This window comes from Rothia sp. HMSC061D12 (assembly GCF_001836735.1).
In the GTDB taxonomy this organism is placed as follows: Bacteria; Actinomycetota; Actinomycetes; order Actinomycetales; family Micrococcaceae; genus Rothia.
In genome coordinates, this window is sequence record NZ_KV830310.1 from 17346 (window position 1) to 30880 (window position 13535).

At 56.3% G+C, this 13535-nt stretch carries 8 protein-coding genes and 1 tRNA gene; 1 reads left to right on the forward strand and 8 read right to left on the reverse strand.

Annotated features, from left to right (window positions below; translation table 11 throughout):
• Positions 1-196 precede the first annotated feature (196 nt).
• From HMPREF2682_RS08160 to HMPREF2682_RS08190, 7 genes are all read right to left on the reverse strand, one after another.
• Positions 197-283, reverse strand: a tRNA-Leu gene (locus tag HMPREF2682_RS08160).
• 141 nt (positions 284-424) lie between these two features.
• Positions 425-727: a PLDc N-terminal domain-containing protein gene (locus tag HMPREF2682_RS08165; RefSeq protein WP_246827291.1), complete on the reverse strand. Its 303-nt coding sequence runs from the start codon at positions 725-727 to the stop codon at positions 425-427.
• 182 nt (positions 728-909) lie between these two features.
• Complete coding sequence (locus HMPREF2682_RS08170; RefSeq protein ID WP_049354373.1) at positions 910-2472, reverse strand: alanine/glycine:cation symporter family protein; 1563 nt, start codon at positions 2470-2472, stop codon at positions 910-912.
• Positions 2473-2853: 381 nt separating this feature from the next.
• Positions 2854-6204: a bifunctional lysylphosphatidylglycerol synthetase/lysine--tRNA ligase LysX gene (gene lysX / locus HMPREF2682_RS08175; RefSeq protein ID WP_083321783.1), complete on the reverse strand. Its 3351-nt coding sequence runs from the start codon at positions 6202-6204 to the stop codon at positions 2854-2856.
• A 52-nt stretch (positions 6205-6256) separates the two neighbouring features.
• Positions 6257-7609: a Na+/H+ antiporter NhaA gene (gene nhaA / locus HMPREF2682_RS08180; protein WP_070833133.1), complete on the reverse strand. Its 1353-nt coding sequence runs from the start codon at positions 7607-7609 to the stop codon at positions 6257-6259.
• Between the two features lie 245 nt (positions 7610-7854).
• Positions 7855-8379 (reverse strand): ferritin, encoded by a 525-nt coding sequence (locus HMPREF2682_RS08185; protein ID WP_070833136.1) that lies wholly within the window; start codon positions 8377-8379, stop codon positions 7855-7857.
• A gap of 536 nt (positions 8380-8915) precedes the next feature.
• Positions 8916-9467 (reverse strand): MarR family winged helix-turn-helix transcriptional regulator, encoded by a 552-nt coding sequence (locus HMPREF2682_RS08190; protein WP_070833139.1) that lies wholly within the window; start codon positions 9465-9467, stop codon positions 8916-8918.
• Positions 9468-10912: 1445 nt separating this feature from the next.
• On the opposite strand from HMPREF2682_RS08190, the gene HMPREF2682_RS08195 reads away from it, so the two are divergent.
• Positions 10913-11536: a superoxide dismutase gene (locus HMPREF2682_RS08195; protein WP_005507370.1), complete on the forward strand. Its 624-nt coding sequence runs from the start codon at positions 10913-10915 to the stop codon at positions 11534-11536.
• Positions 11537-11671: 135 nt separating this feature from the next.
• Here HMPREF2682_RS08195 and HMPREF2682_RS08200 read toward each other — a convergent pair whose 3' ends face one another.
• Positions 11672-13141, reverse strand: coding sequence for an ATP-binding protein (locus HMPREF2682_RS08200; RefSeq protein ID WP_044151044.1), 1470 nt, complete (start codon positions 13139-13141; stop codon positions 11672-11674).
• Between the last annotated feature and the right edge of the window lie 394 nt (positions 13142-13535).

Consider the following 13535-nt stretch of genomic DNA (forward strand, 5'->3'; position numbering starts at 1 on the left):
CAGACCGCGCAAACGGTCTTTATCCGAAAGGCTCAGTTTAACGAGCGTGTCTGTGCGTTAGCTGTGTGTCCTGTGAATGAACACACCCGATTCTATTTTAGGTGATGCACTCGCCATCGCTCTGGAACCCCGTCATTTAGCGGGGGATTGGTTATGGATATGAAAAAATCCCCGGTTCTTTCGAACCGGGGATCGTTGGTGCGCGAGGGGGGAGTTGAACCCCCACGCCCTCACGGGCACACGGACCTGAACCGTGCGCGTCTGCCTATTCCGCCACTCGCGCATGTGTCTTACGGTGTATCACCGCATGCAACACATAAAACTATACGGACTGCACGCGGTGCTGTCCAATTGAGAGAATGTGACCTTCGCTACTTGGTGGTAGTGGGGGTGGCGTTGGGGCTCAGGAAGAGCCTCCGAGGCGTTACCAGCCGCCCTCCTTGGAAGCTGCCGTATCGGAAGCAGTCACCTCGGAAACAGCCGCAGAAGCCGGCGCTCCGCGTTCCTGCTCAGCACGCTCCCGATCAATGCGTTCCAGACGCGCACGCAACAGCCACGTCACCGGACCCACATACGGCAGACACAACACCAGCAGAAGCCACTTCAACTTCTGCACCTCCGAAAAATGCGGGTTCCGGTGAATCGTCACCAGACACAGCAGCGCCAACGCAATACCCGCCAGAAAAACAACCGTGACCACCAGCTCCAGTACGGCACGCCAATCCATAAACCCTCCTAATATCCTCCCTAAGGATACAGACCCCGGACACGCCCCGGGATATGCATCAGGACGCCCCCAGAACGTGCGCCGGCAGGCACCCCCTCCACACGCGCCTCGGGCACGCAAAAGGGCCCGCCCCGCACACAGCAGGACGGACCCTCCACAAAAGCCTATACAAGGCTCACAAACTAGCGGCTAGCCTTCTTAGCCTTCTTCGCAGCACGACGCTCAGCAACCTTCGCATCATACTCAGCCCAGAACTCACGGGTAGTCACCGCATCGGTACCATCCCACGCCGCCAGATTCTTAATCTCCGGCATATCCGAAGCCTTGAAAATCGGCTCCAAACCAGCCTTACGCTGAGCCTCGTAATTCTTCAAGACCGCAACCACCTTCGGAGTCAGCAGCAGCACAGCCGTCAAGTTCACAATCACCATGCCAGCATTCAGCATATCCGCGGTAGTCCACACCAGATCCAGCGAAGAAATCGCGCCGAAGAACACGAACACCAGAACCAGCGCACGGAAAATAGTCATCGGCAGTTTACGCTCAGTCACGAAACGCATGTTCGACTCGCCGTAGTAGTAGTTACCAATCACGGTCGAGAACGCAAACATGAAAATCGCGATAGTCAAGAAGTGAACCGCCCAATCGCCCAGCTGCATAGCCAACGCCGACTGAGTCAGCGACGCACCACGAGAACGATCACCATAGGTCGGGTTCGACAGCAGAACGATAAACGCAGTCACAGTACACGCCATCATGGTGTCAAAATAAACACCCAAAGTCTGAACGTAACCCTGCTTAGCCGGGTGAGAAATAGTAGCGGTCGCGCCAGCGTTCGGAGCAGTACCCATACCCGCCTCGTTAGTCAGCAGGCCACGCTTCATACCCCAAATCACGGCACCCATGGTACCGCCGGTCACGAACTCCTTAATGCCGAAAGCACCCTGGAAAATCATCAGCAGCATGTTCGGAACCTCAGTGATGTTCAGCAGAACAACCAGCAGGCCCAGCAGCAGATACAGCACCGCCATAATCGGCACCAGCCACTCAGTCACCGAAGAAATCGCGCGAATACCACCGAAAATAATAGCCGCAGTCAGCGCCACCATAATCAAACCAATAGTGATGCGGAAGCCCATCGAGTTAGTACCCGAAACATCAATATTGAACGAGTTCGCCGTAGCATCCACCACAGCATTCGTCTGAACCGCCACAAACACAAACGCGTAAGTGATCACAATGAACGCCACGAAGATATAACCCATCCAACGAGCATTCAGACCGCGCTTCATGTAGTACGCCGGACCACCAATATAGGAATCCTTACCGCGCTCCTTATACAGCTGACCCAGAAGGGACTCCGCAAAAGCGGACGCCGCACCAACAGCAGCAATAACCCACATCCAGAACACAGCACCCGGGCCGCCCATAGCAATAGCCAAAGCAACACCCGCAACAGTACCGGTACCCACACGAGAAGCAGCCGAAACAGTAAACGCACGGAACGAAGAAATGCTCTTCTTACCGTCAGCCTCACGAGCAACCGGGTCACCCAGGACACGAACCATTTCCTTAATGGAACGCCACTGCACGCCGCGAGTACGGATCGTAATGTACAGACCAGCCGCAATCAGAGCGTAGTAGAGGAAGTTACTCCACATCCAGTTCTGCACAGCATCCACGGAGGAAGTCAGTCCCGCAGTCTGCTCATTAATGTCCCCGATGATATTCAGAAGAAAATCCACTCGGTACTCCAATCTTGAAAGCAAAAAGCCCGCACGCTCAAACCCGGAAGACGGAGAACATGTGGGCTACATTGCTGGGTGGTGCGGACTCATGCCGCGTAGCGGAGACAGATACACTCCGCATGATTAGTCACCTCATTGTGTCGGGTACGCCCCCCGCTCGGCAACTTAAAAAAGGAGCCCAATCCAAAATGTAACGAATACTTAATATATGGGCAGAGTAAATATAGACTCCGTGCGGGCGCTGCCGATACGGGTGAAGCAGTGAGTGAGGCGGGTCGCGAGGTGATGAGCGGGGCGGTGCGAGAAAGCCCGGCGCAAGGCATAAAACCTTACACCGGGCTTAGTGAAGGGCCGCGAAACCGCGGAACATTAGCGAGGCTACGAACGCTCCGGCTTCACAAACGGGAACGACAACACCCCACGAATCTGCGTCTGAGCCAACAGCATCACCAAGCGATCCACGCCCAGACCCAAACCACCCGTCGGCGGCATACCCGTCTCCAAGGCATAGAGGAAATCCTCATCCACCTCCATCGCCTCCAGATCACCCGAAGCCGCCTTCAACGACTGCTCCGTCAAGCGCTCACGCTGCACCAGAGGGTCGGCAAGCTCCGAGTAGGCACAGCCCATCTCCATACCGTTAATCACCAAATCCCAACGCTCCGCCAAACCCGGAACACTGCGATGCGGTGCCGCAAGCGGACTCGTCTCCGCAGGGAAATCCGTATAGAACGTCGGCTCCACCGTATGCGCCTCAACCAGCTCACCATACAGTTCCTCAACGATGGCGCCCGGGCCCATGCCCTCATGAACGCGCACACCGTGCCGCTGCGCCAGAGCCAGCAGCTCCTCAAAATCCGTCTGCACATCCACACGGCGACCCAGCGCCTCCGACAGGGCATCACACACCGACACCACACGCCACGGACCCGACACATCACGCACAACGCGCTCGCTCGAAGCCTTATGACCCAGAGGCAAAGACACCGAACCAAACACCGCCCGCGCGGCATCCTTAATCAGGCACTCCGTCAACTCGCGCATCTGCACATAATCCGCGAACGGACGGTACGCCTCAAGCACCGTAAACTCCGGATTATGGGTCGCATCAGCACCCTCATTGCGGAAATCACGACCCAACTCATACACCGGACCGCTACCGCCCACCACCAGACGCTTCAGATACAGCTCCGGCGCAATACGCAGCGTCAAATCCTCACCGTACGCATTGATATACGTGCGGAACGGGCGCGCGCTCGCACCACCGTGCACCGTATGCAGAATCGGGGTCTCCACCTCCAAGAAACCCTCCGCATCCAGGCGGGCACGCAGCGCCTTAATCACCGCCGTGCGCAGACGCAGATTCTGCATCTGATCCGGATGCACCAAAAGGTCCGTGGAGCGGCGACGCAGACGCGCCTCCGGGTCCGTAAACGAATCAAAGGGGATGGGGTGCAGGCTCTTCGACGCCATGCGCCAGCTGGAAGCAATCAGCGATCGAGTGCCGTTACGGCTCGCCCCGTAGGTACCCTGCACGGTGATAATGTCACCAGTATCCAGGTTGCGGGAGGCGAGGCTCAACAGGCGCTCGCCCACTAGGGCTCGCTCCATGACGACCTGCAGGGTTTCGCCCCCTTCAATCAGGGTTGCGAAGAGGACTCCACCATGGTTGCGAAGCGCGCGAATACGCCCCGAAACCATAAATTCCGAATCTGGAATATTTTCAGAAGAGAATATACGCAGGGCATCCTTCACACCTAGCACAGAGGTACCAGCACCGCCCAAAACGCCACCCAGCGGGTACGGCTCCATACCCGCCGAACGCAGCGCCTCCAAATGGCGCAGACGATGCTGAGTCTGATCACTGCGCGACACCTCAGGAAGCTCTTCCACAGCAGATACCTGCAACTGGCGAAGAGCCTCCAACTCATCTGCAGAAAGAACCTGCTCCTGATCCTGCAAACGGCGAGCCGACAGATTCGGCAAAAAGCCCTCCGCCATACCCGCAGCAACCACCACATTCGCCATCGCCAACGTCGGTTCCGTCGCCAAGAAGCGAGGAACCCACAGCGGGGCAAACTTCAGATTGAAACGATACAGACGGCGCAACTGCAGGAAACGATCCAGCACGCCCAAAGAGCGGGACGCAAAACGGTTCCATGCCGAAGCGCCCACCTGATCGGCAGCCTCAAAAATATGGCCAAACATCGCAAAATTCAGCGACACCCGACGCACACCCAGCGACGCCGCCTGCTCCATCAGCGACGCCACCATAAACTCCACCACGCCATTAGGTGCCTCCGGGGAGCGGCGCATAACATCCAGCGACAGGCCGGTCGGACCCCACGGCACGAACGACAGCAGAGCCACCATCTGACCCGCCTCATCATGAGCCGAAACTAGCAGAGACGACGAATCCGCCGGATCATTCACACGGTTCAAAGCCATCGAAAAACCGCGCTCCACGCGGCCATGACGCCACGCCGAAATATTCTCCGCCACCTGCTGACGCTGCTGCTCATCCAGCTCCGCAAAACGACGCATCTGCACCGTGTACCCGCCACGGCGCACACGCTGAACCGCCTGACGCACCGGCAGCATCGACGTGTCATTGAGCGTGAAACGGTCCGCCTCTAGGACCGCCTCCTCACCCATCTGAATAATCGACAGGCCCGCACGGTTGTAGGCGCGCGCGCCCGCCTCGCTCACGCTCAGCGCCGCAGGAACCCAGCCGTAACTGCGCGCCTGCAACATCCACTGCTCAATCGCGGCATCCCACGAATCCGGGTCACCCACCGGGTCACTCGACGCCAAGCACACCGAACCGACCGAACGGTACGTAATCGCCGCCCTCTGATCCGGCGAGAAAATAACCTGCTTATCACGACGCGTTGCGAAGTAAGAGAGCGAATCATTGGCGCCGTACTGCTGCAGCAGGGCGCGAATCTTCAACTCCTTCTCGCCGGTCCACGCATCCGGGGCACGGTAACCGCGCGCCAACAGGTACAGCGCCGCAACCAGCGAAGCACCGTAACCGAATGACGCCAAGAAAGCCACCACATCCGCAGACCACACGCCAGGATGGGTACGCTCAATACCCATGCCGTGCATGAGCAACTCCCACGGGGTGATCGAACGCAGCGGCTCCCATACGCCGATACGGCACAGGTACCAGAGCACCAGGGTAGTTAGCAGAATACCGCCAGCCGCCGTTGCAGCCGCACCCGCCCACGAGAGGCGGCCAATACGCGCCGGGAACGCCGAACGAATCGAGAAAAGGAAGGGCACCAGCACGCACGCAAACACGATGGAGAGCGTATCGACCGTCGAGGAGAAAATACGGTCCTTATGCATGATTCCCTCAGGGAACACCAGCGTGAAGGCGCTATGGGTCGCAAGCAGCACACCCAGCATCTGAAAAACAATGGCGGCAATGAGGGCGGCACGCTTGCGCACAATCAGCCCGGAAACCATCACAATCATCGTGATGGCGCTGGGCAGAGTGTGCGTGGAAGGAATATTTAGCAAGTCGGCGGTGACTTCCCACCAGGTGAAGCCGCGACCGTGCCGCAGAGGAGAGATAATCCACGCGAACGTGGTCAGCAGCGCGGCAAAAGAATACACCCCGATCACCACGCGTGCTGATATCTCTGCATACCTTGAGGGAGGCGCGGGCGCCTGCTCTGCTCGTGCTGGACGGCGACGTGAGGTAGTGCGGTGAGACATCATTATCAGCGGGGGTCGGGGTGTAAGGGAAGGTGCTAGACCTTAGGAGTTCTTGCTAGGCTTCAGCCTTCGGGTCACGGTAGGTGCCCTCGAAGACGTCGGGGATGCCGTTGTCGTCAGCGTCCACGCTTTCCTTCTCAGCCAGGGCACGGTAGTGCTTGTTACGGCGAGACAGGATAGCCGCACCCACAGCGGCAGCCAGAACAGAGCCGACGAGAATCGCAATCTTTGCGTCCTCAGTGTGCGGGGAGCCGTGCGGGAAGGACAGCTCGGCGACCAGCAGGGACACGGTGAAGCCGATACCGCCGGTTGCAGCCAGACCGACCACGTCAATCCAGGCGACGTCCGGGTCGAGGTTAGCGTTCTTGAATCGGGTCACGAGCCAGGTAGTACCGAAAATACCGATGGTCTTACCTGCAACCAGCGCAACCATGATGCCGACCGCCACGGAGTCGGTGAGGGCACGTCCGAGGCCTTCAAAGCCGCCTACAGCCACACCCGCGCTGAAGAACGCGAAGATGGGCACGCAGATGCCGGTAGAGAGGGGGCGGAAGCGGTGCTCCAGCACCTCTGCCAGGCCGTGTTCTGCGTGTGCCGCCTCGGAGCGTGCGGTCATCTTCACGGGCACCAGGAAGCCCAGAACCACACCGGAAATGGTGGCGTGAATACCGGACTCGAGGAAGAGTGCCCAAGTGATAATGCCCAGGGGCAGCAGCAGAACCCATGCGGCGAGCGGCTTCAGGTGCAGCATGGTCTCACCGCGGTACGCGATGAAAGCAAACAGGGCGAGGGGAATCAGCGCGAAGAGCAGGTACTCGCCGTGGAAGTTATTGGTGTAGAAAATCGCGATAATGCAGATTGCGATGAGGTCGTCGACCACAGCCAGGGTCAGCAGGAAGACGCGCATCGCCGAGGGGAGGAAAGTACCCACGGCGGCGAGAACGGACACCGCAAACGCAATATCGGTTGCGGTGGGGATAGCCCAGCCGTGCAGTGCGGTGGGGCTGGTGAAGTTCAGTGCCGTGTAGATAATTGCGGGCACTGCAACACCACCGAAAGCAGCCGCAATCGGCACAATTGCGGTGGAGGGTGACTTGAGGTCACCAATCACGAATTCCTTCTTCAGCTCCAGGCCGGTGAGGAAGAAGAAAACGACGAGCAGACCGTCTGCCGCCCAGGTGCCGATGCTCATCTGCAGGTGGTTGAAACCGGGGATGACCGGGCCAACAACGGTGTCTCGCAGACCAAAGTAGAAGCTGGATGCGGGGGTGTTGGCGAGTACTACTGCCAGCACCGTCGCAATCAGAAGTACGGTACCGCCGACTGATTCTGCACGCAGAATGTCGGCTACGCGGCGTGAGTTGCTATATGAGCCGCGGCTGAGGGTATCTGGGTTGGTGTGAGTCATTCTCTCCTCTTTCTGCCGCGATATTATGCGGCATCTAAGGCTTTTAAGTTTACTCTGCACTGTATGAGTATTCGAGTACCGGCTGGCGGCTTTTAGCTCCTGGACGGTGCACCGCGGTGTGCTTTTATGGCGTATATGCATAAACGTTCCGCCCTCGCCGCGTGGTGCGGTGAGGGCGGAACGTTTTAGTATTTCTGCAGGTATTCTGCGTGTTTGACTAGCGCTCTAGTCGTGCGAATGCGAGATTATGCGCCTGCGATAGCGGGTGCGCCGGACTCCTGGCCGTGGTCGTGTGCCAGCTCGCGTGCAACGTAGTTCTCCAGGTCGAAGAGGTTGCCGTTTGCGCGCTTTACAACGGTCACGAGGGTCTCCATGGTTGCAACTTCCTCAACCTGCTCCTTCAGGAACCAGAGGATGAACTGCTCGCCCAGTGCGTAGTTCTCAGCGCGTGCTGCGGAGAACAGAGCCTCGATCTGACCGGTGACAGCCTTCTCCTGTGCCAGGGACAGGTCAACGATTTCCTGGACGTTCTCGAAGTCGTTCTTCACGGCGGGAACAGCGGGGATCTCGACCTTGTGGCCGCGGTCCAGCTTGTACTGAACCATCATGAGTGCGTGCTCGCGCTCTTCGAGGGACTGGCGGTAGAAGAACTTAGCCAGCTGGGGCAGGTCTTCGCCGTCGAGCCAGATAGCCATGGACAGGTACTGGTGAGATGCTGCGAACTCGTGGCCGATCTGCTCGTTCAGAAGGTCGTAGAAAGACTTAGACATATGGTTTCTCCTTATATGGTGATTGCTTCGTAGGCGCCGGATGGCGCGGTGCAACCTGTTGGTATTTATCGTACGGTGTGCAGTGGGTCGTGTACAGAGAGAAAAGGCTAATCGGTGGGGCAGATGAGGTATCCCTGACATATTGTCACCACTACCCTTAGTGTGGGTGACCTGAATATACCCTTTGGTTTGGGTGGTATTGAGTGTGTTCCCTTGATATTTCGCGGTTTAAGGCGGCATGAAGCACCTAGATTTCCCACGCACATGCACGATGCATTTGTGTCCGGTAGCTGATAATCCGGCGTTTCTGGGCGGTGCGTTACGGCGTAAAAAATTTTTAAAAATTCTTCGCAGATGACGGTGCGTGGGACTACTTTGAGGCTACTTTAGGGGTTTTAAGGTTCGCGCGTGCTGTAGCGCTCGCGGCTACACGGGCCTGATCAAGAAATCTGTTAAAGAGATAAGGCACGTTCCCGGTGGGAATGTGCCTTATCTCTGGTTCTCTCAACTCTCACCCGCAGGGCAGGTGGAGGAGGTTATTGTGTGGGGTAGTCCCCACGTTTGAGCGCATCAATGGAGATGACGTTTGAGGGGGTGTTGCCGAGGACTGCCTCGCCGATTTCTGCGAGGTGCTCAACCTGCTCGGTGGTGAGGTGGTCGAAAATCTGGCGGCGTACTTCGTTCACGTGGCCGGGTGCGACCTCCTGCACCTTCTGTTCGCCTGCGGGGAGCAGGTGGCAGATGCTGACGCGGCGGTCTTCTGCACTGAGGGAGCGGCGGACGTATCCGTCCTTCTCCAAGCGTGCCACGACGCGGGAGAGGCGTGCCGGGAGGGTGTTGGTGGTAATTGCCAGCTCGGTCATGGTCAAGGAATTGTCCTTGGACTCGGAGAGCATCGCGAGCACCATGTATTCAACGAAGCTAATACCGGCTTCGGTCTGCAGCTGGTTTTCCAGCTTGCGGGTGAGGTTGAAAATGATGGAGCTGATAAAGAGCCAGCCTTCTCGCTCCTGGGGGGAGAGCCACTGGATGGATTCGCTATGTGCGGTATTTTCGGACCGCTGCGCAGACGTGGTTGGTGTGGACACGGGATTGGTTCCTCTTTTATCGGATATGGAGCTCCCTTATTAAGGGGAGATGCGGTGTGTTGGCACCCATTGTAGCGAAAGGTCTTACTCGCAACCTGAAATTGGTACGGTCAAGTAATGGTTGACACTTTGGTGCTAATTTTTTAGAGGGTGCTAGGGTCATCTTTTTGCACGCAGTGACTGCAAAAACCTTGGGTAGGTAGGTGATACACGACATATTTAAAAAGATTTCCGGTACAAGTATAGATGAGAACGTACCAAGAAGCACACTCGTGCATCGAGCCGAATTCCGCGGAATATCAAGGGTTTTAGGGGTGTGAATGAAAATTCTGAGGGGTGCAAAGAGGTTGCCAGGGGTGAAAAATAACGAAACGATAACAAAAATTTTAAGAAAATCACGGTTTTGGCTTTGCAACCGTAATGAAACCGTGTACACTAATTACATAACGGGGTCGAAGGAAGCCTCCGAGGCGAGACCGGAAGCTCGCTTCGATAGGTTCGACTCTCTATTTATCGGTGATTGTCGTCGGTGTACGAGTAACTCGTATTTCTACCGACGGATGTGCGGTGCGGGTGCAGTTCGTGGTTGGGCTGCATTCCGTACCGTATCTTTTTAACTGAAATATCTATCAACTCACTCTAAGAGCATCCAATGGTCGGATGCTCTTTTTCTTTGCCCTCATGTAGGTGCCAGCAAGGGTGCTGTGCGAGCTAGGGGAGGGCTGTATGAGGCAGTGTGCACATCTGTACCGTGCGGCTGCAGTTCTACTGTGCCGTATCGCGCCGAAATGGTTATCCACAGAGGTTTTCCACAGTGTGGAGAACTTACACGCGTGTGATTTTATGGAGGCGGTATCGAGCTTGCTGAGCGTTAAAAATGAGGATGCAGCAGGGAAATTCTTGTAATTACAGGCTTCTACGGGCGTTAAAACCGAGAGGCAGTTCTTAAACAGAAGGGGTTTTCACCTTTAAATCCGCGGAACCCGAGAATTTCCACACCTGTGGATAACCCTGTGCACTTAATCCACCGCCTCCGGTGCAAGGAGGTGTGTAAGGCTGTTCAGAACCCCTTTGGGGACTCAATATTTTGGCTAGTAGAGGGAAAAAGCACCCCGAACGGAAGCAAAAATTCTGTAGTTTATCCCCTGCACATCCCCAAAAAGAGATGTTATCCACAGTAGTTATCCACAGTGTGGAGAACTTACAACTCTGTTATTCACATGAGTGCATACCCCGGTATTTCAAGGCAGAATAGGGTGCCGACCCCGAAAAGCCTGTTGATACACAGGATTATCCACAGGTGTGGGGAAAAGTCTTCGCCTGAAATCCACATGCTCAAGCGAGGTCTTACATAAATGTGACGCACCCCAACTCGTGAAAAGTAAAGTAAACGCTACGCTGGTAATCTTTAATACAAGCCAAGTTTTCTAATGAAAGGCATCATCATGGCTGAAAAGTACACCCTCCCCGAGCTCCCCTACGACTACGCGGCGCTCGAGCCCCACATCTCCGCAAAGATCATGGAGCTGCACCACGACAAGCACCACGCAGCATACGTTGCAGGCGCTAACGCAGCTCTCGAGCAGCTCGAAGAGGCACGCGAGAACGGTGCATACGGCAACGTCTCCAAGCTCTCCAAGGACCTGGCGTTCAACCTGGGTGGCCACACCAACCACTCCATCTTCTGGAACAATCTGTCCCCCGAGGGTGGCGACAAGCCCACCGGCGAGCTGGCAGCAGCAATCGACGAGTTCTTCGGATCCTTCGACAAGTTCCGTGAGCACTTCACCAACGTTGCACTGACCATTCAGGGCTCCGGCTGGGCAATCCTCGCATGGGACACCGTTGGCAAGCGCCTCATCATCGAGCAGCTCTACGACCAGCAGGGCAACATCTCCGTTGCACTGATTCCCGTTCTGCAGCTGGACATGTGGGAGCACGCATTCTACCTGGACTACCAGAACGTCAAGGGCGAGTACGTCAAGGCATTCTGGAACATTGTGAACTGGGCTGACGTTCAGGCTCGCTTCGAGCGCGCAGTGTCCCAGACCAAGGGCCTGGTCCTCTAATCTAAGTTTTCGTCAGCGCGGTGAAGTAGCCGCGGTGAGGTAACTGAAACGGGTGTCCGGCGCCTCCATATTCGGAGGTGCCGGGCACCCGTTCGTTGTATTCAGATGCTGCCCCGCGGGGTTGGGTGCAGAACCCTAGAGCGCCAGCGTGCGGTACACCAAACCGCGGCGTCCCGAACGTGCTTTTTGCTCTACCAAACCTCGCTGGATTAGCTTGGGTAGCGCGTAACGTACCTGCCGTGTACTCAACTCGGTGTTTTCCGCGATATCAGCGACGGTAGCGGGTCCACGGGTCAAAGCAACGTACACCTGGGATTCCGTGGGGGATAGATTTTCCGGTATCTCAGCACGTTGAGGAGGCGAGGATACCTCCATTATGCTCGTAGGCTGCGTGTTATCGGCAGGGCGGTAGATAATGACGCGTACCTGGATACCCTCATCGATAATATGCGCCTTACGCAACCCGGCATCAACCAGGGCCTGTTGTGCAGCTAGGATACCGCCGCCTTCGCCTTCGATTAGTCGGTGACCGTCACTGAGACGAATGTTCTGGCAGATAGCATAGAGCGCCTCGTTTACAGCCGCGGGGCGATGCACGAGGCCTACCTGACTCGGCAGGATACCCCAAAAACCGCCGGGGCTGATGATTTCAATACGGCCGCGTTTGATAAAAATCTGTATAAATTTTCCGGATGCATCCCGTTCATAGCTCCGGTGGACGAGTGCGTTAGCCACGAACTCACGGAGAGCTACCAGGGGGATTTCTGGCTGATCGATGAGCCCCGCACCATTGGGAGCTGTGACGGTGCGGTTCTTGATGTTGCGCATAAACCATGCAAGGGTATCTTCAAGCATGGCGGGAATAGGGCCTTCACTTCGAAAACGGTCATCATTGCGGGCGTTGCCGCTTACAGAAACTATGCCGATAATGCTTGCCCCAGCATAGAATTGTTGCGGGTAATCACCCAGGGCGCATAGCCCGGCTAAGGTCAACTCGTCATGGGCATCAATGACGTTGCGTTTGCGTAGGATCTCCGCGTCGGAGTCATTACGTAGACGCGCTGAGGAAAGACGCACCTGGTGTAGGAAATCCTCGGTGTAGGATTTGTCCAAATCTTCACTGGATGTGTTGGGAATTGATTGTAGGTCATTGTGTGGTTTGTGGCGCTGCGCGTACATTAGACTGAGCGCGTAGCCATCCATTGGGTAGTCGCCGTCTCCGAGTCGCTGGTAGGCTATATTACCTTTGAAACAGGGACGTTCCTGCACCGGCAGACCCGGAACGGTTACGATGAGCAGCTGATGGCCATCCAAAGTTATATCGTCGGTTTCTACTACGATTTTTGGCTTAAGATTTTGAGCAGCATCAATAATCTTTGCCCGCAAATCTTCAACATCATAAACACCTACAGGTGCAAACTCCTGAGATTCGTCGACACCGCATATGATTGTGCCTCCGTCGGGAAGGTTAGCAAAGCTACAGATAGTTTCCGCCACGGAAGAGGGGTAACCCATGTGGGCTGATTTAACCTCTACGGTCAGGCTGTCTCTGCCTAGAAGCCGTAGCTCGTTGAGTGTTTGTGTTAGTTCTTCAGGCGTATACATGTACATATTGTAATTCCTGGAGTGACATTTTGAGCCTCATGCGGGACATTAATTACAAATAAGATGGGTTTTAGTGACAAATATGTAACTATCGAGGATGATTTGTTACATAAATAGTAGGCGGTCTGCGAAGTTGGGTGAATGTGTCCCGACTGCTGCCATGGTGAGTGCCCGGCGCCTCCACATTCGGAGGTGCTGGGCACCCGTTTGTTGTATTCAGAAGTTGCCCGCGGGGTTGGGCGCGGAACCCTAGAGCGCCAGCGTGCGGTCAATGCGGATGCGGCGGCAGAAATCCTCATCATGGCTCACCACAATGAGCGCGCCGGTATAGGCTTCGAGCGCCTGCACCAGCCAATCCACCGAAGAAATATCGAGGTTATTCGTCGGCTCATCC